Source organism: Vibrio sp. 10N.286.49.E11, from assembly GCF_041469505.1.
GTDB lineage: Bacteria > Pseudomonadota > Gammaproteobacteria > Enterobacterales > Vibrionaceae > Vibrio > Vibrio crassostreae_C.
Window position 1 is genome coordinate 1 of sequence record NZ_JBFRKQ010000065.1, and the last position, 26,191, is coordinate 26,191.

The window sequence follows — 26,191 nt, forward strand, 5'->3', positions numbered from 1 at the left end:
TTCAAAACTTTTTTCAAGCGATTGGCTTGGCTAATTTGGCTTGCTGATTCGTTCTGGTTTCCTAAGAAGCCATCCCGTGTCAGCGAGGTGGCATTATAGAGATTTCGATCACACTGGCAAGCCCTTTTTTAAGTTATTTTCGTTTTTTTATTCGTTCGATTAAAAAGAACTCAAAACGCCTCAAAAGTAGGCTTTTATCTTACATATTCTTCAGTTTTTCAGTGAACAAAGAGACTTTTTCCCAGTTTGTGTACTCAACTTCCTTCGTTGTATCCGTTTCACCACCTGTCATATTCATAATAAAGCGGATCATGGTTCTATCGAACCAGTTATAACGTGGGTAATAGAGGGCACCTGCAAATACACCGATTAAAGTCGGCTGCCATGGAGACTTGGTAAGGAACTTCTTAATATACGCACTGCCTTCTGGTGTATCTTTGCCTTGGTCTTCTTTACGCGCCGTTAAGTTAACACAGAAGAACGCAACCTTGCTTGATTGCAACTGAGTAAGGTTGGCATCAATAAATTGATATAGCTTCTTATTAAGGTGGCCATAACGAATCGATGCGCCAATCAACACTCTGTCGTACTGAGCAAAGTCCACCTTGCCAATAGTGTGCAGATCTTGAAGCTCACATTCGAACTCACTCATTTCTTCTTTTATATAGTTCAAGATTTTCTTGGTCTGCCCTTCACGGCTTGAATACAAAAATAGAGCTTTTGCCACAATGTTGTCCTTAGCTACGCCAAAACGTAGGGGTCAATAAGATTAATAAGGTGAAGATTTCTAATCGGCCAAACAGCATAGATACGATAAGTACCCATTTTGCTTTGTCGTTCACATCGCCAAAGTGCACCGCGACTTCACCAAGGCCCGGGCCAAGGTTATTTAATGTCGCCGCTACCGCAGAGAAAGCACTCAACTCGTCCATACCAGTTGCAATAAGAGCCAGCATACAAACCACAAACACTAATGCGTATGCAGAGAAGAAGCCCCAGACCGCATCTACAACACGTTGTGGTAGTGCAGAACCGCCAACCTTGATGGTATAGACAGCCCGTGGGTGAACAAGACGCTTCATTTCACGAGCACCTTGCAGAGTAAGTAGTAAGATTCGAATCACTTTCATACCACCACCCGTAGAACCTGCACATCCCCCTATAAAAGAAGAGAACAAAAGCAGTACGGGTAAGAACAATGGCCACTCTGAGAAACCCGTCGTTGTAAAACCCGCGGTCGTAGAGATAGACACGGTTTGGAACAAGGCTTGGTCGAAAGCATCGTAGTACGAATCATAAGAGTGATGGTTAAGCAGCAATAAGAAGCATACTAAAAACAGTAGCGCTTGAATAAAGATAAAGGCGCGGAACTCAGGATCTTTCCAATAGTATTTAGGGTGCACACCACCTGAAGCAAAAGCGGCAAAGTGAAGAGAGAAGTTACATGCTGATATAAGCAGGAACACGACGGTAATCATGTTGATCGCCGGGCTATTGAAATAACCCATACTCGCATCGTGAGTCGAGAAACCACCAATCGCAATAGTAGAGAAGCTATGGCTGATCGCATCAAAGAAACTCATCCCTGCTAGCCAGAACGCCACTGCACAAGCAATCGTTAGACTCAAATAGATGTACCAAAGTGCTTTTGCCGTTTCAGCAATACGCGGAGTCATCTTACTGTCTTTTACTGGACCTGGAATTTCAGCACGGTACAGCTGCATGCCACCGATGCCCAGTACAGGAAGAATGGCTACTGCCAATACGATGATACCCATACCACCAAACCACTGCAGAAACTGGCGATAAAACAAGATCGCTTTAGGTAAATCATCAAGGCCAACGATCACCGTCGCACCTGTAGTGGTTAATGCAGAGAAAGATTCGAAGAAAGCGTCTGTTACCGAAACGCTCGGGTTATCAGCGATCAAAAACGGTAAAGCACCCGCACTGCCGATTACCGTCCAGAACAAAACAACAATCAAAAAGCCATCACGCGCTTTCAATTCATGCTTATAACGTCGGTTGGGAAACCAGCAAGTTGCTCCACAGAATAAGAGAACGAAGAAAGTCGTCACAAATGGCACACCCGCACCGTCTCGATAGATCAGTGCGACGAGCGCAGGAGCAAGCATTGATACACTAAAAAGTGCTAATAATAATCCGACGATTCGAATAATTGAGCGAAATTGCATGAGCTATTGAACGAAGCGAAATGCTTCACACTTCCTAGTTGTCTTTGACTTTCGTTACCAGTGCCTTAGCACCGCTTTTATTGATCATGGTTTGGGTAAACGAATCTACCTGAAGGAGCTCTATTTCAATAATAAGCTCAACTTGAACACCATAATCCGCTTGGACCTCAACAGCCTGATGCTGAGCCATGATGGATTGTGCGATCGGCACAAAGCCATAGTCTAACTCTAGCCGTAATTTTGTGGTTATTTTTTTCTCGATAGTTTGAAGCAGCTTGAGAGCTTGTTGTACGCCACCGCCGTAAGCCTTAACCAAACCGCCGGTTCCAAGCTTAATTCCGCCAGAGTAGCGCGTCACAACAGCCGTTAATTCACCGACACCAGAGCCCGATAGTTGCGCCAAGATAGGCTTACCCGCTGTACCCGAGGGTTCACCATCATCACTGAAACCCCAAAGCATTGAGTCTTCAGGTCGACCAGCAACAAAACCCCAACAGTTATGTCGTGCTGAAGAATGCTCTTTTTTCACCTGTTCTACGAACTGTTTTGCAGCTTCAACACTTGGAGTATGAGCAAGATGCGTAATAAAGACGCTCTTTTTTATCTCTTCTTCAAACAGAGCCGACGCAGAAGGTATTAAATAAGGCTGTTCATTCATATCGTTAACTTAGTTAATAAGAGCGACGAAGTGTATCACGCGTGAATAATAAGGGTTAGAGGATCTGTGCCATCGCACAATGTTAAACAATTGTTTAAAAAATGTATTGAAATTAATCAAGCAGAGGTACAGACTAAGATAACTGGTCTTACCAGGTATTCTACAATAATAGAAAGATAACAAGATTCTCTCAAACAATCGTGGATTGTATGTCATGGAGATAGACAATGATTTACCAAGCTAACACCCTACAGGTAAAGGAATTACAAGATGGTATTGCGGAATTAAGCTTCTGTGCACCAGCCTCTGTAAACAAACTCGACCTTGCTACTTTAGAATCACTAGATAAAGCGTTAGATGCTCTTAATGCTCACGCAGGATTACGTGGTTTAATCTTAACTTCAAACAAAGACGCGTTCATTGTAGGCGCAGACATCACTGAATTTCTTGGCCTATTTGCTAAGCCAGAAGCAGAACTTGATGAATGGTTAAGATTCGCTAATTCAATCTTCAGCAAGCTCGAAGACCTTCCTGTCCCAACTCTTTCAATGATGCGTGGCCATGCCCTTGGCGGCGGCTGTGAATGTGTACTCGCTACCGATTTCCGTATCGGTGACAAGACCACCAGCATTGGCCTACCTGAAACCAAACTTGGCATCATGCCTGGTTTTGGTGGTTGTGTGCGCCTACCTCGTGTTATCGGTGCTGACAGCGCAATGGAAATTATCACGCAAGGCAAAGCATGCCGTGCAGATGAAGCGCTTAAAGTTGGCTTGTTAGATGCGATTGTTGAAACAGACCAGTTACTAGAATCGGCAATCAATACCGTTTCTCTGGCTGCTAATGAAAAATTAGACTGGCAGCTACGCCGTAAACAAAAGACATCAGCGCTTTCACTAAGCAAACTCGAAGCGATGATGAGCTTTACCATGGCGAAGGGCTTAGTTGCTCAAAAAGCAGGGCCTCACTACCCAGCTCCGATTACTTCTGTGATTGCGATTGAAGAAGCAGCACGCAGCAATCGCGATGCAGCACTCGACATCGAACGTAAGCACTTCGTTAAGCTAGCGAAATCGGAAGAAGCAAAAGCATTAGTTGGCTTATTCCTGAATGACCAGTACATCAAAGGCTTAGCGAAACAAGCGGGTAAGTCAGCAAACAAAGCAACTGAGCGTGCAGCCGTACTTGGTGCAGGTATCATGGGCGGCGGTATTGCTTACCAATCAGCTCTAAAAGGCGTGCCAGTGATGATGAAAGACATCGCACAAGCATCGCTTGATCTAGGTATGAACGAAGCATCTAAGCTGTTGAATAAACGCTTATCACGCGGTCGCTTAGATGGATTCAAGATGGCAGGTATTCTGTCTTCTATTACTCCAAGCCTGCATTACGCGGGTGTAGAACAGTCGGATGTGATTGTTGAAGCAGTAGTAGAAAACCCGAAAGTAAAAGCAGCAGTACTGAGCGAAGTGGAAGGTTTGGTTGGTGAAGACACGGTTCTAACATCAAACACCTCTACAATTCCGATCAACCTGCTAGCGAAATCACTGAAGCGCCCAGAAAACTTCTGTGGCATGCACTTCTTTAACCCTGTGCATCGCATGCCTTTGGTTGAGATCATCCGTGGTGAACAAACTTCAGAAGAGACCATCAATCGCGTGGTTGCTTACGCAGCGAAGATGGGTAAATCCCCAATCGTTGTTAACGACTGCCCAGGCTTCTTCGTTAACCGTGTACTTTTCCCTTACTTTGGCGGTTTCAGCATGTTGCTACGCGACGGTGCTGATTTCACTAAGATCGATAAAGTGATGGAGCGCAAGTTCGGTTGGCCAATGGGCCCGGCTTACTTACTAGACGTTGTAGGCCTAGACACTGCACACCACGCACAAGCTGTGATGGCGCAAGGTTTCCCAGAGCGTATGGGCAAAGAAGGTCGTGATGCGATTGATGCACTTTACGTTGCTGAAAAATACGGTCAGAAAAACGGTAGCGGTTTCTACACATACAGCGTAGACAAGCGTGGTCGTCCGAAGAAGACCTTCTCTGAAGACATTCTTCCTATCTTGGCTGACGTATGTCAAGCACCACAAGATTTTGATGACCAAACAATTATCCAGCGCGTGATGATTCCAATGATCAACGAAGTGGTGCTTTGTCTAGAAGAAGGCATTATCGCGACACCGCAAGAAGCGGATATGGCACTGGTTTACGGTTTAGGCTTCCCTCCATTTAGAGGCGGCGTATTCCGCTACTTAGACAGTGTGGGCATTGGTAACTTCGTTGAAATGGCGAAAGGCTACCAAGACTTAGGTGCAATGTACCAAGTTCCTCAGCTATTGCTTGATATGGCAGCGAAGGGCGAAAGCTTTTACGACAGCCAACAAGCCAGTTCTCTGTAACCCACATTTGGAAAAGGAATAGCAAAATGAAAAATGTAGTTGTTGTTGATTGCCTTCGCACCCCAATGGGACGTTCCAAAGGTGGAGCTTTCCGTCACACTCGTGCTGAAGATCTGTCTGCACATTTGATGAAAGGCATTTTAGAGCGCAACCCAGAAGTAAACCCTGTCGAAATTGAAGATATTTACTGGGGTTGTGTACAACAAACACTAGAGCAAGGCTTCAACGTTGCACGTAACGCTGCCTTGCTTGCTGGTCTACCGATTGAGATTGGTGCTGTAACAGTCAACCGTTTATGTGGTTCATCTATGCAAGCTTTGCATGATGCAACTCGCTCTATCATGGTTGGTGATGCTGAAATCTGCCTGATTGGTGGTGTGGAGCACATGGGCCACGTACCAATGAACCATGGTGTTGATTTTCACCCAGGCATGTCAAAACACGTAGCAAAAGCGGCCGGCATGATGGGGCTAACCGCTGAGATGTTAGGCAAAATGCACGGTATTAGCCGTGAAGACCAAGATGCATTCGCAGCACGCTCACATGCTCGCGCTCAAGCAGCTACGGTTGAAGGTCGTTTCAAAAATGAAATCCTGCCAACCGAAGCTCACGCTGCAGACGGTTCTCTGTTCACTCTGGATTACGACGAAGTCATTCGCCCAGAGACAACAGTTGAAGGCTTATCCCAGCTGCGTCCGGTATTTGACCCAGCAAACGGCACAGTAACAGCAGGTACTTCATCAGCTCTGTCTGATGGTGCTTCTGCAATGCTTATCATGAGCGAAGAGAAAGCTAACGCACTTGGCCTTAAGATTCGCGCTCGCGTGAAGTCTATGGCTATCGCTGGCTGCGATCCTTCAATCATGGGTTACGGCCCAGTACCAGCAACCCAAAAAGCACTTAAACGTGCAGGACTAACCATTGAAGACATGGGTGTGATTGAGTTAAACGAAGCGTTTGCTGCTCAATCTCTACCTTGTGCTAAAGACTTAGGTCTACTGGATGTTGTTGACGAGAAAGTAAACCTTAACGGCGGTGCGATTGCTCTGGGTCACCCACTAGGCTGTTCTGGTTCTCGTATCTCGACGACGCTAATCAACCTGATGGAAGCACAAGACGTGAAATACGGCTTGGCGACTATGTGTATTGGTTTAGGCCAAGGTATTGCAACGGTATTTGAACGCCCATAGCGTTTACTGACTGTAATATTTGAAGGGTAATCTTTTGTGCAGCTATATTTATATAGCTGCACTTTTTATTGCTTGGCATCCAACAATGCATCGATTGTGTTCAGCGAACTCAACGAGAGAAAAACCAACCCTGACATCTATGCACAAAACGCATATATTCAATGTTGATGTTTCATTATTTTTTCTCGGATGATTCAACTAAAGTTACTTCAGTTTCCTAATATTCCTCCACGGAGCAGATCATGTTTAAAGCACTTGTACTAAACCAAGAAGACAAAAAAACTATCGCGTCAGTTTCTCAAATTGAAGAATCTCGATTACCAGAAGGTAACGTGAAGATTGATGTTAGCTACTCTTCTTTGAACTACAAAGATGGTTTGGCGATTACAGGTAAAGGGCGCATTGTTCGCAACTTCCCTATGGTTCCTGGTATCGACCTTTCTGGTGTGGTTTCACAATCTGATGACCCTCGCTACAAAGCAGGCGACGAAGTGGTTCTAACTGGTTGGGGTGTTGGTGAAGGTCACTGGGGCGGCATGGCTGAGAAAGCAAGCCTAAACGGTGACTGGTTAGTGCCGATGCCTAAAGGTCTAGACGCTAAGAAAGTAATGGCGATTGGTACAGCAGGCTTCACAGCAATGCTTTGTGTTCAAGCTATTGTCGATGCTGGCATCAAGCCTGAAGACGGTGAAATCCTAGTTACCGGCGCAAGTGGCGGTGTAGGTAGCGTATCTATCACTCTACTAAACCAACTGGGCTACAAAGTGGCAGCAGTGACTGGCCGTGCTTCTGTAAACGGTGAACTACTTAAATCACTAGGCGCGACACGTATTGTAGAGCGTGCTGAACTAGAAGAACCAGCTAAGCCACTAGAAAAACAACTGTGGGCTGGCGCTATCGATACGGTAGGCAGCAAAGTCCTTGCGAAAGTATTGGCGCAAATTGATTACAACGGTGCGGTTGCGATGTGTGGTCTAGCAGGCGGTTTTGACTTACCAACCACGGTAATGCCATTCATTCTGCGTAACGTTCGCCTACAAGGTGTTGATTCTGTAATGTGCCCTCGTGAAAAACGTATTAAAGCGTGGGAACAACTGGCTGAGCTACTACCAGAATCTTTCTACGCTCAAGCAACCAAAGAAGTGTCTTTAGACGGTGCAATTCAAGCAGCAGAAGACATCACTAACGGTCAAATCACTGGTCGCGTAGTCATTAAACTATAGGCTCTCAAACATAAAGTTATCAAACCTTAAGCAACAACTTTAGGCTTGGATAACCCAAAACAACAAAGGGCTGATTTTTATCAGCCCTTTTGCGTTTTTGTCATTCGGGTCAAGTGAACTCAGACTCAGATCCGGTTAACCCAAACCGACATCCGCAATCCGTTTTTGAATCAACTCACCACACTCTTCTTTTACCACTCTTCTTAACCATTGTTGTGAAGCAGAAGAATCGCAACGCGAGTGCCAGATCAGTGAGTAATCAAACGGCATAAATTCAAATGGTAATGGCTTAACAACCAAGTCATAACGCTCTGCTACCAAATAAGCCAAATCAGCAGGCACAGTAATCACCAACGGCATTCTATCGACAATCGCCAATGCCGCTTCAAGGTGATAAGCACGCAGTACCATTTTTCGTGGGTTTTGATTGGCTAAAGCATTATCTAATAACGCTTTAACACCATCACTGATCGCAATCATCGCGTGCGGGAGTGATACATAGTCTTCAAGGCTTAAAGGCTGATCCGCCAATGGGTGGTTTTTAGATAACAGACACGACACACCGACCGGCCCCAAGACCTCTTGATGAAGTGGTGCAACGCTGCCACTCGGTCGACAGATCGCCATATCAACACGTTCGGTACTGAGCTGTTTAAACAAATGCTCATGCTGCAGCGGTGCAAACTCCAAAGAGATGTTCGGCGCTTGTTCATAAATCTTAGGCAATGCATAAGGCAAGATGGTTTGCATCGCATAATCGGTGGTAGCGATCAGAAAACGTTCGCTGCAATAGTAAGGGTCAAAGTCACTCGGACTCAGCAATTGGCGAAAAGACTCCAAAGGCTGATCAATACGCTGACTGATCTCGAGTGCTTTCTTGGTAGGAATAAGGTGCTGACCTTGACGTGTAAACAACGGATCGTTTAGTAATTCTCTTAAACGCCCTAATACTCGACTGGTTGCGGATTGGCTTAAGTTAAGACGAAGCGCGGCCTGGCTTACGCTGCCCTCTTCAATCAATACCTTTAAAGCGACCAATAAATTAAGGTCTCTACGATAGATGTCTTCTAATTCCACGCCACTTACCTAGCTGTATACGATTGCCATTAGTCACTAAGTTGTTTATAGCATGCTTTAGATAAAAAAAATCCCGCAATTACGCGGGGAAGCCCAAGAAAATTTGGGGATAGTGTCGGAATGTTGTCGTATCGGAATTCGCTTGCTGTATTCGGGTTAGTGCTCTTGCTCTTCGGCTATGCCTTGCCAACGGCGCATCTCTACCCAAATACCAATAATCGTTGCTACTATGCCAAAAATAGGCATCAGTGAGGTCTCTGTCGATGAGCGTAGTACTAACGCACAAAAAGAAATAAAACAGAGAACCGAATAAATTGTTAATCTATCTAATCCTGTCAACATCGCCACTCCTTAGCTAGTTGCCTTTGCTTCAAGTTGTTATCAACTTGTTAACTAAGTTATAGGAAATGATTCTGTTTGCCAAGCACTTATTGCATATTTTTTCTGCAGACGTATTATTCACTCGTTAGATAGATATAGAGATACAAACCATGACATTCAAACCTGAACTGGCAACCCATACTTTAGAAGCTGAAGGCCTGCGTTGCCCGGAACCAGTAATGATGGTCAGGAAGACAATTAGAAACATGCAGGATGGCGATGTGTTACTGGTAAAAGCTGACGATCCTTCGACAACTCGAGATATTCCGAGCTTTTGTCGATTCATGGATCACCAGTTGGTAGGCCAAGCAACAGAAACGTTGCCTTACCAGTATTTGATCAGAAAGGGATTGGAGGCGTAACGCCCCACCGACTATCAAGTATCAAAAAAGCCGCTCGTACCTTATGTTCTTAAACAGAACTCAGAGTACGAGCGGCTTTTTGTTTATTCGCTTCTAGATTTGTTTTGCAGATGCTCCAGCTGATGCTGAATTTCTCGGATATCTTTGCGCATCGGAATAATATGCGCGACCCGAATCCAAGCCTCTACCGCAAGTGCAGTCATGATGATGGCACCCGCGACCATTGGCAGCCACATGTCCGTCAACACCATGCCTAACAGTGTAAGTGCAAGACCAAAAGTAAATAGATAACTTTGGCTTTGTGGAGTAATACCCATATAACGCGTCAACATAATCATGCCCTCGTGTTCTTAACTCACAAGATTAAAATATCATGACAAGTATGACAGTTATATGTCCATTCGCTCGATAAACCCCACAATACTGTAAGAGTATGACCTACAACACATTACTCTACTGATTGAGTATAATAAGACTCAAAACACTTACGAGTAAAACGCAGCAGCGATAGCTAAACCCACGAATAGCAAGGCTGTGATCTTACGAATCAGATCAAGAGGCATCTTATCAGCAGACAGCTTACCGATGATCACCACAGGCACATTTGCCAGCAACATACCAATGGTTGTACCCAGAATCACCCACGCTAATGCATCCGCATATTGAGCCCCTAGGATAGAGGTCGCAATTTGGGTTTTATCGCCGATCTCAGCAATAAAGAAAGCGATAAAACTGGCGACAAACGGTCCTCGGTTTGAGATCTGTTCATCGTCATCTAACTTATCGGGAATCAAAATCCAGCCAGCCATCGCAATGAAACTGACCACCAGCACCCACTTTAATACTTCAGGTGAAAGATAATCAGCAACCACGACCCCGAGCCATGCTGCAAGGGCATGATTGGCAATGGTGGCAAAGAAGATAGCTGCGATGATAGGTATCGGCTTGCGATATCGACTGGCTAATAAAAGAGATAGCAACTGAGTCTTATCACCGATCTCGGCTAAGGCGACAGTTGTAATTGAAATTGCTAAAACGCTCACGACATGCTCATTTGGGATGGGGATTATTATATTTAACCAAAGACAAACCTCGCGCCCCATCCCGGTTCACGATGCTTGTCTATGGTCTTGCTAAGCACCACCAAGGTGGTGGTTGCCTCGAACGCCATGATGATTTTGCATCAATTATGTTGACGAACGAACTCATTCAATAGGATATGAATAAGTAAGCTACTCCCCAAAGACCGCGAGATTTTAATAGCCCATGCTTTCAAACACAAGTGTCAAAGTTATCAAAATATCCACTTGTGCCGAAAAACAAACATTAAAGGCACAAAAATCCACTAAACGACATTTTAGACCACTAATTAAACAAGATTACCCCTACTCGCTTTACAAATATCTCGGTATACTCAGAGGTTATTTTTCTCATTCATTTAAAAGAATCGCGCGAACCTGACTATGCAAAAATACGATATCAAAACCTTCCAGGGAATGATCCTCGCGCTGCAGGATTACTGGGCTCAAAACGGTTGTACCATTGTTCAACCTCTAGATATGGAAGTAGGTGCAGGCACCTCTCACCCAATGACATGTCTACGAGCACTTGGCCCAGAGCCAATGTCTACAGCTTACGTTCAACCTTCTCGTCGTCCGACCGATGGCCGTTACGGTGAAAACCCGAACCGTCTGCAGCACTACTACCAATTCCAAGTAGCGCTAAAACCATCGCCAGACAATATCCAAGAGTTGTACCTAGGCTCCCTAGAGGTTCTTGGTGTTGACCCACTTGTTCACGACATTCGCTTCGTTGAAGATAACTGGGAAAACCCAACACTAGGCGCATGGGGCCTTGGTTGGGAAGTATGGCTAAACGGCATGGAAGTAACACAGTTTACTTACTTCCAACAGGTTGGCGGCCTTGAGTGTAAACCTGTAACAGGTGAGATCACTTACGGTATCGAGCGTCTAGCAATGTACATCCAGGAAGTAGATTCTGTTTACGACCTAGTATGGAACGTAGCACCAGACGGTTCTAACGTGACTTACGGTGACATCTTCCACCAAAACGAAGTTGAGCAATCAACATACAACTTCGAGCACGCAGACGTAGATTTCCTATTCACTTTCTTCGATCAGTGCGAGAAAGAGTGTAAAGAACTACTTGAGCTTGAGAAGCCACTGCCGCTTCCAGCTTACGAGCGCATTCTAAAAGCAGGTCACGCATTTAACATCCTTGATGCGCGCAAAGCTATCTCTGTAACAGAGCGTCAACGTTACATCCTTCGTATCCGCAACCTGACTAAATCAGTTGCTGAGGCGTACTACGCGTCACGTGAAGCGCTTGGCTTCCCAATGTGTAAGAAGGACAAATAATCATGGCGAAGAATTTTCTAATTGAACTGGGTACGGAAGAGCTTCCACCAACAGCACTTCGTTCTCTAGCAGAAGCGTTTGCTTCTAACTTTGAAGCAGGTCTTAAAACGGCTGAGCTTTCTCACGAAGGCATCAAGTGGTACGCAGCACCTCGTCGTCTAGCACTTAAAGTAACTGCACTGGCTGAAGGCCAAGCAGACAAAGTGGTTGAGAAACGTGGCCCTGCTGTTTCTGTGGCGTTCGATGCTGAAGGCAACGCGACCAAAGCGGCACAAGGTTGGGCTCGTGGTAACGGTATTACTGTTGAGCAAGCTGACCGTCTGAAAACAGACAAAGGCGAGTGGCTTCTTTTCAAACAAGAAGTAGCTGGCAAACCAGTTCAAGAATTGGTGATGGACATTGCTGCGAAAGCACTGGCTGGCCTACCAATTCCTAAAGCAATGCGCTGGGGTAACTCAGACATTCAATTTATCCGTCCAGTAAAAACACTGACAGTACTACTAGGTGATGAGCTTGTTGAAGGCGAAATCCTAGGCGTAGCATCTGCTCGTACTATCCGTGGCCACCGTTTCATGGGCGAACAAGAGTTCACAATCGACTCTGCTGACCAATACCCTGCGATCCTAGAAGAGCGCGGTAAAGTAATGGCAGATTACGAAGCGCGTAAAGCGATCATCCTTGCTGATTCGCAAAAAGCGGCAGCTGCGGTTGGCGGTACAGCTGACCTAGAAGATGACCTTGTTGAAGAAGTAACGTCTCTGGTTGAATGGCCAGTAGTACTGACAGCGAAGTTTGAAGAAGAGTTCCTAAAAGTCCCTTCTGAAGCTTTGGTTTACACCATGAAAGGTGACCAAAAGTACTTCCCTGTTTACGATGACAACAAGAAGCTACTACCGAACTTCATCTTCGTATCGAACATCGAGTCTAAAGAGCCTCGTCACGTTATCGAAGGTAACGAGAAAGTGGTACGCCCACGTCTTGCTGATGCTGAATTCTTCTTCAACACAGACCGTAAGCGCCCGCTTATCGACCGTCTTGCTGAACTAGACCAGGCTATCTTCCAGAAGCAATTGGGTACTATCAAAGACAAAACAGACCGCATCACAGAGCTTGCAGGCTACATTGCTGAGCAAATCGATGCTGACGTTGAAAAGTCTAAACGTGCTGGCCTACTGGCTAAGTGTGACCTAATGACCTCTATGGTATTCGAATTTACGGATACTCAAGGTGTGATGGGCATGCACTACGCGACTCACGACGGTGAAGACGAGCAAGTTGCACTGGCACTTTACGAGCAATACATGCCTCGTTTCGCGGGTGACGATCTACCAAGCACGGGTATCTCTTCAGCAGTAGCAATGGCAGACAAGCTAGACACTATCGTAGGTATCTTCGGTATTGGCCAAGCACCAAAAGGTTCTGACCCATTTGCACTTCGTCGTGCGTCTCTAGGTGTGCTACGTATCATCGTTGAAAACGGCTACAACCTAGACCTAACCGATCTGATCGGCAAAGCGAAAGAGCTACTAGGCGACAAGCTGACTAACAAAAACGTAGAAGCTGACGTTATCGACTTCATGCTAGGTCGTTTCCGCGCATGGTACCAAGATGCTGGTTTCAGCGTTGATATAATCCAAGCGGTACTAGCACGTCGTCCAACTAAGCCTGCTGACTTTGACCAACGTGTTAAAGCGGTTTCTCACTTCCGTGAACTGGAAGCAGCAGAAGCACTAGCAGCAGCGAACAAGCGTGTAGGTAATATCCTTGCGAAATTCGATGGCGAGCTACCAGCTGAAATCGACCTAACGCTTCTTCAAGAAGACGCAGAGAAAGCACTGGCTGAAAACGTTGAAGTAATGACGGAAGCACTAGAACCAGCATTCGCAACAGGTAACTACCAAGAAGCCCTAAGCAAGCTTGCTGATCTACGTGAACCAGTTGATGCATTCTTCGATAACGTAATGGTGATGGCTGATGACGAAGCGCTTAAGAAGAACCGTCTAACGCTACTGAACAACCTACGTAACCTGTTCCTACAGATTGCTGACATATCTCTACTGCAAAAATAAGCACAAGTGAGACAATTACTCTAAGTCATACTCTGAGTAATTAACGGTAAACACCCAAAGGGAAGCGAAAGCTTCCCTTTTTGTTTTTGTGAACCAAGCATTTGTTTGTAGAGGTCTTATTGATTAACTGAATGAAACAGCACTCAGACTGTAGAGGGCATTGTTTGCTATAACTGACCTGTTTATTCAGGGGAAGGGAACAATGAAAAAAACAGTACTCGCGCTTTCAATACTCGCACTCAGCGCATGCAGCCAAACCAGTGACAACAACCTATTACTGACAATTGATAACGACACTGTCGTATTCGAATCATCCGGTAAAGGCACCGTGATTGCAGAACAGGAACTCGCGAAAGGTAGCTATACCTTCTCTATCAGCGATACTCAAAATACCTGTGGCACCAACTATGCGCTGGCTGAAGAAAACCGCATCAAATTCAATAAACCCCTTCGCCTAGACGACTGCGCCGAGAAGTCTGAATTAGATATCAAGATCTTTCGCGCTAACACCTATCAGTTTATGCTCAACCCACAAACCAATGAACTGACCGTTCAGATAAAGCCGAAGCAACAACAAGTACAAAGCTTTGCTTGTCCGGTTCCTAGTGACGAACCAACCATCATCGACGTTGCTCAAACCTTTGATGATGGCACCGTGGTTAGAGACGCTCTTTCAGGCAAACAAGTCACAGTAACGAATGGCAGCGTCACCATGCAGCCAGCAGAAAATAGCCAAGGTGTTCTGCTGCTTGAGAAAGTAGAACCAGAAACCAAAGCTGACTTTAGTTGGGATAACGCCACGGTTTACTTCGTAATGACTGACCGTTTCCACAATGGTAATCCTGATAACGACAACAGTTACGGTCGCAGCCAAGATGAACAAGACGAAATCGGCACCTTCCACGGTGGTGACTTGGCAGGCTTAACCGAAAAACTCGATTACATAGAATCACTCGGTGCTAATGCTATCTGGATAACGTCTCCGTTAGAGCAAATCCACGGCTGGGTTGGCGGCGGTGATCGAGGTGACTTCAAACACTACGGCTACCACGGCTACTACCATCAAGATTGGACCAAGCTCGATGACAACATGGGCACCGAAGACGAGCTAAAAACCTTCATCGATACCGCGCATAGCAAAGGCATTCGTGTTGTTTGGGATGTGGTAATGAACCACACCGGCTATGCGACGCTTGCCGACATGCAAGAGTTTGATTTTGGTAAGCTCAACCTAACTGACGAAGAAGCCAAACAAACACTTGGCGAAAACTGGACAGATTGGCAACCTGCCAAAGGTCAGAACTGGCACTACTTCAACAACTACATCTCTTACAGCGACAAAGAAGCGTGGGAAAAGTGGTGGGGCAAAGCTTGGCTACGCAGCGATATCGGCGCCTATGACTCTCCGGGCTACAATAACCTCACCATGTCTTTGGCGCATCTGCCCGATTTCAAAACAGAGTCGACAGAGACAATCGGGCTGCCTAATTTCTATCGCAATAAGTCCACCAGCGCGACCGATGAACTCAAAACACCTCGTAACCATTTAATCACTTGGTTATCGGATTGGGTGCGCGAATATGGTGTCGATGGTTTCAGGGTCGATACCGCTAAACACGTTGAACTCGAAGCATGGGCAGAACTGAAAGAGAGCACCAACCAGGCACTTGCCGAGTGGAAACAGAACAACCCAGACAAGGCCTTGGATGACTTACCCTTCTGGATGACTGGCGAAGTATGGGCACACAGCGTGGTCAAATCAGATTACTTCGCTAACGGATTTGATTCGATCATCAACTTTGAATTCCAGAGTGATATCGCACCAAAGGCGCTCAAGTGCCTATCCGATCTTGATGCTGATTACCTTCGATACGCAGAGAAGATCAACAACGACAGCGAGTTCAACGTACTGAGTTACCTTTCGTCTCACGACACCTCGCTATTCTGGACACAACATGGCAGTGACTTTGCAAAACAAACCAAAGCTGCAAACGCGTTGATGCTGGCTCCCGGTCCGGTACAGATCTATTACGGCGATGAAATCGCCCGAGACTTTGGCCTAACGGGTTCTGATCCAATGCAAGGCACACGCTCAGACATGCCTTGGGATCAAATCACTGGCGAACGTGCAGAGCTGCTAGAACACTGGCAAGCGCTTGGCCAATTCCGCCAACGCCACCCAGCCGTTGCTCAGGGTAAGCACATCATCCGTAACAGCAAGGGCTACTATGCGTTCGAACGCCAATACCAAGATGACAAGGTATTAGTCGTTTATACCGGTTCGAACTAAACCTTCATTAACATAAACACCAGAAACTAAAGGGGAAGCTTAGGCTTCTCCTTTTTTTATCGCTAAAGGTACGTTCAATAAGCAAGCTGTCACTCATTAACCAAACTTTATAGAAGTTTTTTACGTGTTAGAGCATTTGGCGCTATGCGTCGCAAAAACATTGCGGTATGTTCAAGGAATACACTGATGGCAGACATAAGGTCTGCCTTAATGACACGTAACAAGCAATCACAATGAATTAGGTAAAATTAGTAATGCAGTTCTCTAAGTTTGGCGAAAAGTTTAATCGATACTCTGGAATCACTCGTTTAATGGATGATTTGAATGATGGCCTGCGCACTCCTGGCGCTATCATGCTCGGTGGTGGCAACCCAGCCGCTATCCCTGCCATGCTCGATTACTTTAACCAAGCCAGTGCCGACATGCTCGCCAGTGGAGAACTCATCGCCGCCCTCGCCAACTACGATGGTCCGCAGGGTAAAGACAGCTTCATCAAATCGTTAGCGGCAATGCTGAAAGAGACCTACGGTTGGGACATCAGCGAGAAGAACATCAGCCTGACTAATGGCAGTCAAAGTGGCTTCTTCTACCTATTCAACCTGCTAGCAGGCCAACAGCCTGACGGCTCACATAAGAAAATCCTACTGCCGATCGCACCGGAATACATCGGCTACGGCGACGCGGGTATTGATGACGATATTTTTATCTCTTACCACCCAGAGATCGAACTGCTAGAAAACCGTCAGTTTAAATACCACGTTGATTTTGAACAACTAAAGGTTGATGACTCAGTCGCGGCTATCTGTGCATCTCGTCCAACCAACCCAACGGGTAACGTACTGACCGACGAAGAAGTGCGTAAACTGGATAAACTGGCGCGTGAAAACAACATCCCACTGCTGATCGACAATGCTTACGGCCTGCCGTTTCCTAACATCATCTTTGAAGATGTCGAACCGCTCTGGAATGAAAATACGATTCTGTGCATGAGCCTTTCTAAGCTTGGTTTGCCGGGTGTGCGTTGCGGTATCGTAATTGCGAGTGAAGAAGTAACACAAGCATTGACCAACATGAATGGCATCATTAGCTTAGCGCCAAACAGTGTTGGCCCTGCAATTGCCAATCACATGATTGAAAAAGGCGATTTACTGCGCTTAAGTAGCGAGGTAATCAAACCTTTCTATAAAGATAAGTCACTACGTGCAGTTGAACTGTTACAAGACGCTATCGACGACCCTCGCTTCCGTATTCACAAACCTGAAGGCGCTATCTTCTTATGGCTATGGTTTGATGAGCTGCCGATCACCACAATGGAACTGTACGACCGCCTTAAAGCTCGCGGCGTATTGATTGTTCCGGGTGAATACTTCTTTATCGGCCAAGAAGACGAGTGGGATCATGCCCATCAATGTCTACGTATGAACTACGTGCAAGATGATGAGGCGATGCAGAAAGGCATTGCTATCATTGCTGAAGAAGTGAAAAAGGCTTACTCATAGCAGTAATAAGAGCTTTTAGCTTACCGCAGGTCAAATACAAAAAGAGCACCTAATGAGGTGCTCTTTCACTTTTACTTCCCGATGATGTTTGTCACTTGAATACCCTAAATAATTGAGGGTTCAGCTAGGCGACTAGAAAATTCAGCCCTATGAGCATAGGGAACCTATGTGATTAGGGGGGATTTACGACGTCAACAACGCTGTAGCTTCAAGTATGACGGGTATTAGCCTTCTAGTAGACTATTACCATTAATAGCAATCTTACGTGGTTGCATCGCTTCTGGGATTTCGCGTTCGAGGTCGATGTGAAGAAGACCATTTTCCATGCTTGCACCTACCACTTTTACGTAGTCAGCCAGTTGGAATTTACGCTCGAAATCGCGCTCTGCGATACCTTGGTATACGAAGGTTTTCTCTGCTTCTGCTTTACGCTCACCTTTCACAATTAGCATGTTCTCTTTCTGAGTCAGATCTAATTGGTCATCAGCAAAACCAGCGACTGCCATAGTAATACGGTAGTTGTTCTCGTCTTTTTGCTCGATGTTGTATGGAGGGTAACCGCCAGAAGAGTTCTTCGATGTATTCGCTTCCATCATGTTGAATAGACGATCGAAGCCGATTGCGTTGCGGTAAAGTGGAGTGAAATCTACAGTTCTCATAATGCTATCCTTTTAGTAAGCAATAGTCTTAGCTGCGAATTTTACTTGGATCTAACCTGTGTGTGACCCAGTAAACAGCTAAGAGATTCAATTCGCATTCCTCGGGTTTCACCTCTATTGGCGACAACGCTGGGACATGGCAATGAATCAATTTTTAAGTTGTGTGCTGCCAAAGTTATCCTCTATTGAGCGATACTTCGTTAGCGGTAATGAAGGTTCTGTTTCTTCTCTTGTAGAGCAAGACAGTCATCCTCTTCACAAATAGATATATGGATTGAGCAAAATAGTTTCAAGGGGTTATTTTCAATTATTTTTGCAACTCAATATTTTTCAATATCTTACAAACATAAAAAAGCACCATCCAAAGGATAGTGCTTTAAAATGATTTTAGTTTTTTGAGACGAAGCTATTTGGCTTTAGTTCAAGGAAGGGGCGCGGAGCATACGAATGTATGTGAGCACCTCTGACACAGAAATTAAGCCAAAGAGCGAAGTATCAAAGAGACTAAACGTCTAGGTTTGCTACTTTCAGCGCATTCTCTTCGATGAAGTTACGACGAGGTTCAACTTGGTCACCCATTAGCGTCGTAAACAACAAATCAGCACCAACAGCGTCTTCAATTGTTACTTGCATCATACGGCGAGTTTCAGGATCCATCGTGGTTTCCCAAAGTTGATCAGGGTTCATCTCACCTAGACCTTTGTATCGCTGTAGGCTTAGACCACGACGAGACTCTTTCACTAACCAGTTCAGAGCATCAACGAAGCTAGAAACTTCTTGAGTACGCTCACCACGCTTAATGTAAGCGCCTTCTTCAATCAAGCCATCAAGAGCTTCAGAAAGATCCGCTAGCTTACCAAACTCTTTAGAGTTAATAAGATCGATGCTTAGTAGGTGTTCATGAGTCACACCATGAGTACGAACCACAATCTTAGGAACGCTTAAGCCTAGCTCTTCGTGTTTTTCAACTTCAAGGCTGTATTGGCTTGCACCTACTTCTTTCGCGTTTAGCTGTTCAACAAGCTGCTTACCCCAAGCTTCAACTGCCGCGTCATCATGACACTGCTCGGCCGTTAGACGAGGAACGTAAATCAGTTCGTGAACCAATGCGCGTGGGTAACGGCGGCTCATACGATCAACAAGCTTGATGCCTGCATTGTATTGCTGAACAAGCTTCTCTAAACCTTCACCTGCAAATGCTGGCGCTTCAGGGTTTACGTGCAGTTCTGCGTTGTCTAAAGCCAAAGATACTTGATACTGGTTCATCGCATCTTCATCTTTAATGTACTGCTCTTGCTTACCTTTCTTCACTTTGTAAAGTGGCGGTTGAGCAATGTAGATGTAGCCACGTTCAATCAGCTCTGGCATTTGACGGTAGAAGAACGTCAGTAGCAGGGTACGGATGTGAGAACCATCGACATCGGCATCGGTCATGATGATGATGTTGTGGTAACGCAGTTTATCTGGGTTGTATTCGTCACGACCAATACCACAACCAAGAGCGGTGATTAGCGTTGCTACTTCTTGAGAAGACAGCATTTTATCGAAACGTGCTTTCTCTACGTTAAGGATTTTACCTTTCAGCGGTAGGATTGCTTGGTTCTTACGGTTACGCCCCTGCTTAGCTGAACCGCCAGCAGAGTCTCCTTCCACAATATATAGTTCAGACAGTGCAGGATCTTTTTCCTGACAGTCAGCAAGCTTACCAGGAAGACCCGCTAAATCTAATGCGCCTTTACGACGAGTCATTTCACGAGCTTTACGCGCTGCATCACGAGCACGTGCTGCATCAATAATTTTAGAACAAACTGTTTTCGCTTCACCTGGGTTCTCAATAAGGAACTCAGACAACTTCTCACCCATTGTAGATTCAACGGCAGACTTCACTTCTGAAGAAACCAGCTTATCTTTAGTTTGGCTTGAGAACTTAGGATCAGGCACTTTAACAGAAACAATCGCCGTCAGACCTTCACGAGCATCATCACCAGAGGTCGCAGTCTTCGCTTTCTTAGAGAAGCCTTCCTTGTCCATGAAGCTGTTCAGAGTACGCGTTAGCGCCGCACGGAAACCTGCTAAGTGAGCACCACCATCGCGTTGAGGGATGTTGTTGGTGAAACAGTAGATGTTTTCTTGGTAGCCGTCATTCCACTGCATCGCAACTTCAACAGTAATACCGTCTTCGCGCTCAGAGTTAAAGTGGAAGATTTTTTGGATGATTGGCGTTTTGTTAGTATTAAGGTGTTCAACAAACGCTTGGATACCGCCTTCGTATTCGAAGTGATCCATTTTGTCTTCTTCGCGCTCGTCAATTAGCTTAATTGATACACCTGAGTTCAAGAATGATAGCTCACGTAGACGCTTAGCTAAAATGTCGTAATGGAACTCGATGTTAGTGAAGGTTTCTTCACTCGGCCAGAAACGAATCTCTGTACCTGTTTTATCCGTGTCACCGATAACCGCTAGTGGCGCTTGAGGCTCACCGTGGCTGTAGGTTTGAGTGTGGATTTTGCCACCGCGGTGGATAGTAAGAGTAACTTGCTTAGAAAGTGCGTTAACTACTGAAACACCAACACCGTGCAGACCACCAGATACCTTGTACGAGTTATCATCGAACTTACCACCAGCGTGAAGAACCGTCATGATTACTTCGGCTGCAGATACGTTTTCTTCTGGGTGCAATTCTGTTGGAATACCACGGCCGTCATCGCTCACAGACACAGAACTATCTTCATGGATAGTTACAATGATGTCATTACAGTGACCAGCTAGCGCTTCATCAATAGAGTTATCTACCACCTCAAAAACCATGTGGTGCAGACCGGTACCATCATCCGTGTCGCCAATGTACATTCCAGGACGCTTACGTACCGCATCCAGACCCTTCAGTACTTTAATACTCGATGAATCGTAATTATCTGACATAGTTACTCTCTGACTAATTATCCTTGCTCTATTTTGCCATGTTCCACATGAAACATCCTGCTATTTTCGTCATGCATATCTGCAATCTGATCAGCGGTAATAGAGCTTACAAAAACTTGAGCCTGGGTCGCCTTTAAACACTCAGCAAGACGTGCTCGGCGTTGGCTATCTAATTCGGAAGCGAAGTCATCTATCAAATAGATGCACTGCTTACCTGTCATTTGAGTGAGGTGTTGCCCTTGTGCTACTCGTAGCGCGCACACCATCAACTTCAATTGACCTCGTGACAAGACATCTTCCACTGGAGTGCCGTTCACTTTTATCTTCAGATCCGCTTTGTTTGGCCCACTAAAGGTGTAACCAAGCTGCTGATCCCTTTCAAAATTCTTTTCTAATATATCGGCGTACGGGGTGTCTTTGTCCCAGCCACGATAGTAGTTAATCTTTATCTCAAACTCAGGAAGGAAGGTCGCACAGATTTCTTCGGCGACTTCTTTGAGCTGATCAACGTAGGTGGCACGCCACTGACTGATGCTTTCTGCTAAACGGGCCAATTCTTGGTCCCAATAGCTCAGCTCTCGATAGTGCGTTGCCGTTTTCAATAAGGCGTTTCGCTGCTTATTGAGGCGCTTTACCCTGCCCCACGCATCATAAAAGCCCGACTCACTGTGGAAGACTCCCCAATCAATGAATGCTCGGCGATGCTTAGGTCCATCGGTTAGTAAATCAAACCCTTCAGGGTGAATCAACTGCAAAGGTAAGACTTGAGCTAACTGAGCCAACTTTTGCCCAGTTTGACCGCTTATTTTAACCTCTGTCGTGCCATCGCGCTGCTTATTAATGCCAATTGGCAGCTCAAATTGATCCGAGGTCATAAAACGGCCATGTACAAACAGCTCACTACACTCGTTTTGTATGATACGACCGGTAAGTGAACTCTTGAATGAGCGACCATGTCCGAGCAGATACACAGCTTCAAGGACACTGGTTTTGCCGCTTCCGTTAGCCCCTATAAGAAAGTTAAAGCCTGATGACGGTTGAATGTCACAGGCTTCAATATTTCTAAACTGCTTAACGATTAAGCGCGATAAAGGCATAACGTCTTCATATTAATCTTCAATCACGACTCGGTAGGTCAACATAGGGCTGCTTATAAGCGAATTGGCATAACAACGTACATCGCGCTGTCATCTTGTGCGTTCTCGATAAGAGCACTCGCATTGGCGTCTGACATTGAGATGCGAACCTGTTCACAACGCAGTGTGTTCAGAACATCCAATACGTAGCTTACGTTGAAGCCAATCTCTAGCGCGTCACCGTCGAAGTTAACATCGAGTACTTCTTCTGCTTCTTCTTGCTCTGGGTTGTTCGCGGTAATGCGCATCTCGCTATCCGCAAGGTTAACGCGAACACCACGGAATTTTTCATTCGATAGAATCGCAGCACGAGAAAATGCTGAACGTAATTCATCACAGCCAGCTTCAAGTGTCTTGGTGGTATTTTGCGGCATTACGCGGCGATAATCAGGGAAACGACCATCAACCAGCTTAGAAGTGAAGACATAGTTGTTCACTTCAGCTCGCACGTTAGAGTTACCAATTTGCAGTGTTACTGGCTGTTCAGGTGCATCCAATAGCTTCACTAACTCTTGAACACCTTTACGAGGAACAATGATCTGCTTCTGAGCAAAATCCGCACCCAGTTGTGCTTGAGATACTGCCATACGGTGACCATCGGTCGCTACGCTGCGCAGGATAGAGCCTTCAATCTCAAACAACATACCGTTGAGGTAGTAACGAACATCTTGGTTCGCCATTGAGAATTGTGTTTTCTCGATAAGACCGCGAAGTTCAGCTTGTGTCACTGACACTTCAACTTCACTGCTCCAGTCTTCAATATTTGGAAAATCTGCCGCAGGTAATGTTGCTAAAGAGAAGCGGCTACGACCAGAGCGAACCTGAATACGGTCACCATCCAATACCACAGTGATCACTGAGTTATCTGGCAATCCACGGCAGATATCTAGGAATTTACGTGAAGGTACGGTAATGCTACCCGCTTCGAAATCACCTTCAAGCGTTACACGGCTGATCAGTTCAACTTCTAGATCCGTCGCTGTCATCGACAACACGTTATCTTCTACTTTAATCAGTAGGTTTCCTAGAATTGGAAGCGTTGGCCTGCCACCGAGTGCGCCAGATACTTGTTGTAATGGCTTAATCAGGTGACTACGTTCAATGGTAAATTTCATATCTTGCTCTTACGGTCTAAATGGCACTGCGTAATAGTACGTGGCCAAGATTCTGCTTATTAAGGTTAAGAATACTGTGTATTAAGAAGAAAGGGTACGAATCAAGTTCGAATAATCTTCTTTAATGTCGTGGCTCTCTTCACGCAGCTGAGCAATCTTACGACAAGCATGCAGTACCGTCGTGTGGTCACGACCACCGAATGCATCGCCAATCTCAGGCAAGCTATGGTTTGTTAGCTCTTTCGCCAGTGCCATCGCCAATTGACGTGGACGAGCAACAGAACGAGAACGACGCTTAGACAATAGATCAGCGACTTTGATTTTGTAGTACTCGGCTACTGTCTTTTGAATGTTATCAATAGTGACCAGTTTTTCTTGCAGTGCAAGTAGGTCACGCAGTGCTTCACGCACAAAGTCGATCGTGATCGGGCGGCCAGTGAAGTTTGCATTCGCAATAACACGGTTCAATGCGCCTTCCAGTTCACGAACGTTAGAGCGTAGACGCTTGGCAATAAAGAACGCCACTTCATCCGCAAGGTGAATTTGGTGGTCTTCGGCTTTCTTCATCAAGATCGCAACACGTGTCTCAAGCTCTGGTGGCTCAATCGCTACCGTCAAACCCCAGCCGAAACGAGATTTAAGACGATCTTCTACCCCGTTGATCTCTTTTGGATAACGGTCAGACGTTAGGATGATCTGTTGATTGCCTTCAAGCAGCGCGTTAAAGGTATGGAAGAACTCTTCTTGAGAACGCTCTTTATTAGCAAAGAATTGGATGTCATCGATAAGCAATGCATCAACACTACGGTAGTAGCGCTTAAATTCTTCGATCGCGTTGTTTTGCAGAGCCTTTACCATATCCTGAACAAAACGCTCTGAGTGCATGTAAACCACTTTCGCATTCGGCTTATTATCAACAATGGCGTTACCCACCGCATGCAACAAGTGCGTTTTACCTAAACCAGTGCCGCCGTATAGGAACAACGGGTTGTAGGCTGTACCTGGGTTATCAGAAACCTGACGTGCCGCAGCCAAACCGAGTTGGTTCGACTTACCTTCAACAAAGTTATTGAACTTATGTTTTGGGTTCACGTTTGAGCGGTGATTCAAGTCAACCGCGACAGGCTCTTCATCACGCCAGATATTATGGACAGGTTTGCGAGCTTGTAATTGCGCAGGTGCTGATGACTCAGCGGCCACATCAGCTGCAGTGCGAGTCTGAGTTGGTGTCGGTGTCGCAGGCTTTGGTGCAATCACACGCTTGCTTCCCACTTCAAAATGAAGATGTGGGATATCGTTACCGCAATATTCTTGCAGCAGACGGTTAATGCTATTTAGATACTTATCACGAACCCAATCGAGTACGAAACGGTTCGGTGCAAATAGAGTTAGAGTATTGTCATTGAGTTCCGCTTGTAACGGACGAACCCACATACTGAATTCTGTAGCTGGTAACTCTTCTTGAAGCTGTTGCAAACACTGCAACCAAAGCGAAGATGACACGGTGCCCTCACTCTATTTAAAGTAATATGAAATGACCGCTAATTTTACCTGTTGATAAGTCAGATCACCAGCAATTGATCACAGATCCAGTGAATAAGATCCAAGTTATTCACAATAAATTTGTAATTTATCGGTGGATCCACACATCTTGCCCCTAATTTACTCACACAATGATCCACTTATGCCCGGATCCTTGCTAGTTATCCCCAAATCGGGAATTCAATCTGGTTATGGTTAATAACATCTGGTTATTTATTCTAGTGAGCATTTTCCCAGTAACATCCAAACCCATAAATATAAGGAGTTACCAAATGAATAACTGGATTAAGGCTGCAATTGCGGCTATCGCACTCTCTGCTGCTACTGTTCAAGCTGCGACTGAAGTTAAAGTCGGCATGTCTGGTCGCTATTTCCCGTTTACGTTCGTTAAACAAGACCAGCTACAGGGTTTTGAAGTGGATTTATGGGATGAGATCGGTAAGCGTAACGATTACAAGGTTGAATACGTAACGGCAAACTTCTCTGGTCTGTTTGGTCTTCTTGAAACGGGTCGCATCGATACCATTTCAAACCAAATTACAATGACGGATGCACGTAAAGCGAAATACCTATTCGCAGACCCATACGTAGTAGACGGCGCACAAATTACCGTTCGTAAAGGTAATGACAGCATTAAAGGCATCGAAGACCTTGATGGTAAGACGGTTGCGGTAAACCTAGGCTCAAACTTTGAACAACTGCTTCGCAGCTACGACAAAGATGGCAAGATCAATGTAAAAACCTACGATACAGGTATTGAACATGACGTGGCACTGGGTCGTGCCGATGCATTCGTAATGGATCGCCTATCAGCACTAGAGCTTATCAAGAAGACTGGTCTACCATTACAACTAGCAGGTCAGCCATTCGAAACAATTGAAAACGCTTGGCCTTTCGTCGACAACGATAACGGCAAAAAACTGCAAGCAGAAGTAAATGAAGCATTAGCAGCAATGCGCGCAGATGGTACGCTAGAAAGTATCTCTCAGAAATGGTTTGGTGCGGACATTACTCAGAAGTAATTACTCACTTTCTCCATTCAAGGCCCACTGCTTTATACAGCGGTGGGCTTTTTGCTTTTGTGCACTGATTAAAA

The 26,191-nt window shown here is 45.5% G+C and carries 22 protein-coding genes and 1 riboswitch; of the genes, 10 read left to right on the forward strand and 12 right to left on the reverse strand.

Going from position 1 to position 26,191, the window contains the following annotated elements; translation table 11 throughout:
- Positions 1-199: 199 nt before the first annotated feature.
- The 3 genes from hemG to AB4167_RS15485 are packed head-to-tail and all read right to left on the reverse strand — an operon-like array spanning position 200 to position 2,853.
- Positions 200-727, reverse strand: a complete 528-nt coding sequence (gene hemG, locus AB4167_RS15475; RefSeq protein ID WP_065584162.1) for a menaquinone-dependent protoporphyrinogen IX dehydrogenase — start codon at positions 725-727, stop codon at positions 200-202.
- A gap of 10 nt (positions 728-737) precedes the next feature.
- Positions 738-2,195 carry a TrkH family potassium uptake protein gene (locus tag AB4167_RS15480; protein ID WP_372136731.1) on the reverse strand — a complete coding sequence of 486 codons (1,458 nt, stop codon included), beginning with the start codon at positions 2,193-2,195 and terminating at the stop codon, positions 738-740.
- A gap of 34 nt (positions 2,196-2,229) precedes the next feature.
- The gene (locus AB4167_RS15485) at positions 2,230-2,853 is read right to left on the reverse strand and encodes a YigZ family protein (RefSeq protein WP_017058823.1); all 624 of its coding nucleotides are present in this window, start codon (positions 2,851-2,853) and stop codon (positions 2,230-2,232) included.
- A gap of 227 nt (positions 2,854-3,080) precedes the next feature.
- Here AB4167_RS15485 and fadB point away from each other — a divergent pair, with 227 nt between their 5' ends.
- From fadB to AB4167_RS15500, 3 genes are all read left to right on the forward strand, one after another.
- A complete protein-coding gene (gene fadB, locus AB4167_RS15490) occupies positions 3,081-5,252 on the forward strand; it encodes a fatty acid oxidation complex subunit alpha FadB (RefSeq protein WP_017058822.1) in 2,172 nt (723 codons plus the stop codon).
- 26 nt (positions 5,253-5,278) lie between these two features.
- The gene (gene fadA, locus AB4167_RS15495) at positions 5,279-6,442 is read left to right on the forward strand and encodes an acetyl-CoA C-acyltransferase FadA (protein WP_017058821.1); all 1,164 of its coding nucleotides are present in this window, start codon (positions 5,279-5,281) and stop codon (positions 6,440-6,442) included.
- Between the two features lie 242 nt (positions 6,443-6,684).
- Positions 6,685-7,665 (forward strand): MDR family oxidoreductase, encoded by a 981-nt coding sequence (locus AB4167_RS15500; RefSeq protein ID WP_017071789.1) that lies wholly within the window; start codon positions 6,685-6,687, stop codon positions 7,663-7,665.
- Between the two features lie 135 nt (positions 7,666-7,800).
- Here the strand turns inward: AB4167_RS15500 and AB4167_RS15505 are convergent, their stop codons facing one another.
- The gene (locus AB4167_RS15505) at positions 7,801-8,742 is read right to left on the reverse strand and encodes a LysR family transcriptional regulator (protein WP_102397891.1); all 942 of its coding nucleotides are present in this window, start codon (positions 8,740-8,742) and stop codon (positions 7,801-7,803) included.
- Positions 8,743-8,898: 156 nt separating this feature from the next.
- Entirely contained in the window at positions 8,899-9,084 is a 186-nt protein-coding gene (locus AB4167_RS15510; protein ID WP_004736674.1) for a hypothetical protein, read from the reverse strand.
- A 149-nt stretch (positions 9,085-9,233) separates the two neighbouring features.
- Here AB4167_RS15510 and tusA point away from each other — a divergent pair, with 149 nt between their 5' ends.
- Complete coding sequence (tusA, locus tag AB4167_RS15515; RefSeq protein ID WP_004736675.1) at positions 9,234-9,485, forward strand: sulfurtransferase TusA; 252 nt, start codon at positions 9,234-9,236, stop codon at positions 9,483-9,485.
- An 83-nt stretch (positions 9,486-9,568) separates the two neighbouring features.
- Here the strand turns inward: tusA and AB4167_RS15520 are convergent, their stop codons facing one another.
- Together AB4167_RS15520 and AB4167_RS15525 are read right to left on the reverse strand one after the other, a co-directional pair.
- Entirely contained in the window at positions 9,569-9,823 is a 255-nt protein-coding gene (locus AB4167_RS15520) for a hypothetical protein (RefSeq protein WP_017058818.1), read from the reverse strand.
- A 147-nt stretch (positions 9,824-9,970) separates the two neighbouring features.
- A complete protein-coding gene (locus AB4167_RS15525) occupies positions 9,971-10,528 on the reverse strand; it encodes a TMEM165/GDT1 family protein (RefSeq protein ID WP_004739245.1) in 558 nt (185 codons plus the stop codon).
- A gap of 93 nt (positions 10,529-10,621) precedes the next feature.
- Positions 10,622-10,738, reverse strand: a riboswitch (yybP-ykoY riboswitch).
- Positions 10,739-10,948: 210 nt separating this feature from the next.
- Here AB4167_RS15525 and glyQ point away from each other — a divergent pair.
- From glyQ to AB4167_RS15545, 4 genes are all read left to right on the forward strand, one after another.
- Positions 10,949-11,863 (forward strand): glycine--tRNA ligase subunit alpha, encoded by a 915-nt coding sequence (gene glyQ, locus AB4167_RS15530; protein WP_017632669.1) that lies wholly within the window; start codon positions 10,949-10,951, stop codon positions 11,861-11,863.
- A gap of 2 nt (positions 11,864-11,865) precedes the next feature.
- Complete coding sequence (gene glyS, locus AB4167_RS15535; RefSeq protein WP_017058814.1) at positions 11,866-13,932, forward strand: glycine--tRNA ligase subunit beta; 2,067 nt, start codon at positions 11,866-11,868, stop codon at positions 13,930-13,932.
- 202 nt (positions 13,933-14,134) lie between these two features.
- Entirely contained in the window at positions 14,135-16,222 is a 2,088-nt protein-coding gene (locus tag AB4167_RS15540; protein ID WP_372136732.1) for an alpha-amylase, read from the forward strand.
- Between the two features lie 254 nt (positions 16,223-16,476).
- A complete protein-coding gene (locus AB4167_RS15545) occupies positions 16,477-17,721 on the forward strand; it encodes a valine--pyruvate transaminase (protein ID WP_372136733.1) in 1,245 nt (414 codons plus the stop codon).
- A gap of 224 nt (positions 17,722-17,945) precedes the next feature.
- On the opposite strand, the gene AB4167_RS15550 is transcribed toward AB4167_RS15545, so the two are convergent.
- Positions 17,946-18,380: an Hsp20 family protein gene (locus AB4167_RS15550; protein ID WP_009848140.1), complete on the reverse strand. Its 435-nt coding sequence runs from the start codon at positions 18,378-18,380 to the stop codon at positions 17,946-17,948.
- 142 nt (positions 18,381-18,522) lie between these two features.
- On the opposite strand from AB4167_RS15550, the gene AB4167_RS15555 reads away from it, so the two are divergent.
- On the forward strand, positions 18,523-18,645 hold the full coding sequence (locus AB4167_RS15555) for a hypothetical protein (protein WP_267869012.1): 123 nt from the start codon (positions 18,523-18,525) through the stop codon (positions 18,643-18,645).
- A 239-nt stretch (positions 18,646-18,884) separates the two neighbouring features.
- Here AB4167_RS15555 and gyrB read toward each other — a convergent pair whose 3' ends face one another.
- From gyrB to dnaA, 4 genes are all read right to left on the reverse strand, one after another.
- Complete coding sequence (gene gyrB, locus AB4167_RS15560) at positions 18,885-21,302, reverse strand: DNA topoisomerase (ATP-hydrolyzing) subunit B (RefSeq protein ID WP_017058811.1); 2,418 nt, start codon at positions 21,300-21,302, stop codon at positions 18,885-18,887.
- Positions 21,303-21,319: 17 nt separating this feature from the next.
- Positions 21,320-22,399: a DNA replication/repair protein RecF gene (gene recF / locus AB4167_RS15565; RefSeq protein ID WP_017058810.1), complete on the reverse strand. Its 1,080-nt coding sequence runs from the start codon at positions 22,397-22,399 to the stop codon at positions 21,320-21,322.
- Between the two features lie 53 nt (positions 22,400-22,452).
- Entirely contained in the window at positions 22,453-23,553 is a 1,101-nt protein-coding gene (gene dnaN, locus AB4167_RS15570) for a DNA polymerase III subunit beta (RefSeq protein WP_017058809.1), read from the reverse strand.
- 81 nt (positions 23,554-23,634) lie between these two features.
- Positions 23,635-25,056, reverse strand: a complete 1,422-nt coding sequence (gene dnaA / locus AB4167_RS15575) for a chromosomal replication initiator protein DnaA (protein WP_017058808.1) — start codon at positions 25,054-25,056, stop codon at positions 23,635-23,637.
- Between the two features lie 311 nt (positions 25,057-25,367).
- Here dnaA and AB4167_RS15580 point away from each other — a divergent pair, with 311 nt between their 5' ends.
- The gene (locus tag AB4167_RS15580; protein ID WP_009848135.1) at positions 25,368-26,117 is read left to right on the forward strand and encodes an amino acid ABC transporter substrate-binding protein; all 750 of its coding nucleotides are present in this window, start codon (positions 25,368-25,370) and stop codon (positions 26,115-26,117) included.
- Positions 26,118-26,191 lie beyond the last annotated feature (74 nt).

Coding starts and splice junctions, on each gene's coding strand:
- AB4167_RS15480 (WP_372136731.1), bottom strand. CDS start 2,195: ATGCAATTTCGCTCAATTATTCGAATCGTCGGATTATTATTAGCACTT.
- AB4167_RS15485 (WP_017058823.1), bottom strand. CDS start 2,853: ATGAATGAACAGCCTTATTTAATACCTTCTGCGTCGGCTCTGTTTGAA.
- fadB (WP_017058822.1), top strand. CDS start 3,081: ATGATTTACCAAGCTAACACCCTACAGGTAAAGGAATTACAAGATGGT.
- fadA (WP_017058821.1), top strand. CDS start 5,279: ATGAAAAATGTAGTTGTTGTTGATTGCCTTCGCACCCCAATGGGACGT.
- AB4167_RS15500 (WP_017071789.1), top strand. CDS start 6,685: ATGTTTAAAGCACTTGTACTAAACCAAGAAGACAAAAAAACTATCGCG.
- AB4167_RS15510 (WP_004736674.1), bottom strand. CDS start 9,084: ATGTTGACAGGATTAGATAGATTAACAATTTATTCGGTTCTCTGTTTT.
- tusA (WP_004736675.1), top strand. CDS start 9,234: ATGACATTCAAACCTGAACTGGCAACCCATACTTTAGAAGCTGAAGGC.
- AB4167_RS15520 (WP_017058818.1), bottom strand. CDS start 9,823: ATGATTATGTTGACGCGTTATATGGGTATTACTCCACAAAGCCAAAGT.
- glyQ (WP_017632669.1), top strand. CDS start 10,949: ATGCAAAAATACGATATCAAAACCTTCCAGGGAATGATCCTCGCGCTG.
- glyS (WP_017058814.1), top strand. CDS start 11,866: ATGGCGAAGAATTTTCTAATTGAACTGGGTACGGAAGAGCTTCCACCA.
- AB4167_RS15540 (WP_372136732.1), top strand. CDS start 14,135: ATGAAAAAAACAGTACTCGCGCTTTCAATACTCGCACTCAGCGCATGC.
- AB4167_RS15545 (WP_372136733.1), top strand. CDS start 16,477: ATGCAGTTCTCTAAGTTTGGCGAAAAGTTTAATCGATACTCTGGAATC.
- AB4167_RS15550 (WP_009848140.1), bottom strand. CDS start 18,380: ATGAGAACTGTAGATTTCACTCCACTTTACCGCAACGCAATCGGCTTC.
- AB4167_RS15555 (WP_267869012.1), top strand. CDS start 18,523: ATGAATCAATTTTTAAGTTGTGTGCTGCCAAAGTTATCCTCTATTGAG.
- gyrB (WP_017058811.1), bottom strand. CDS start 21,302: ATGTCAGATAATTACGATTCATCGAGTATTAAAGTACTGAAGGGTCTG.
- recF (WP_017058810.1), bottom strand. CDS start 22,399: ATGCCTTTATCGCGCTTAATCGTTAAGCAGTTTAGAAATATTGAAGCC.
- dnaN (WP_017058809.1), bottom strand. CDS start 23,553: ATGAAATTTACCATTGAACGTAGTCACCTGATTAAGCCATTACAACAA.
- AB4167_RS15580 (WP_009848135.1), top strand. CDS start 25,368: ATGAATAACTGGATTAAGGCTGCAATTGCGGCTATCGCACTCTCTGCT.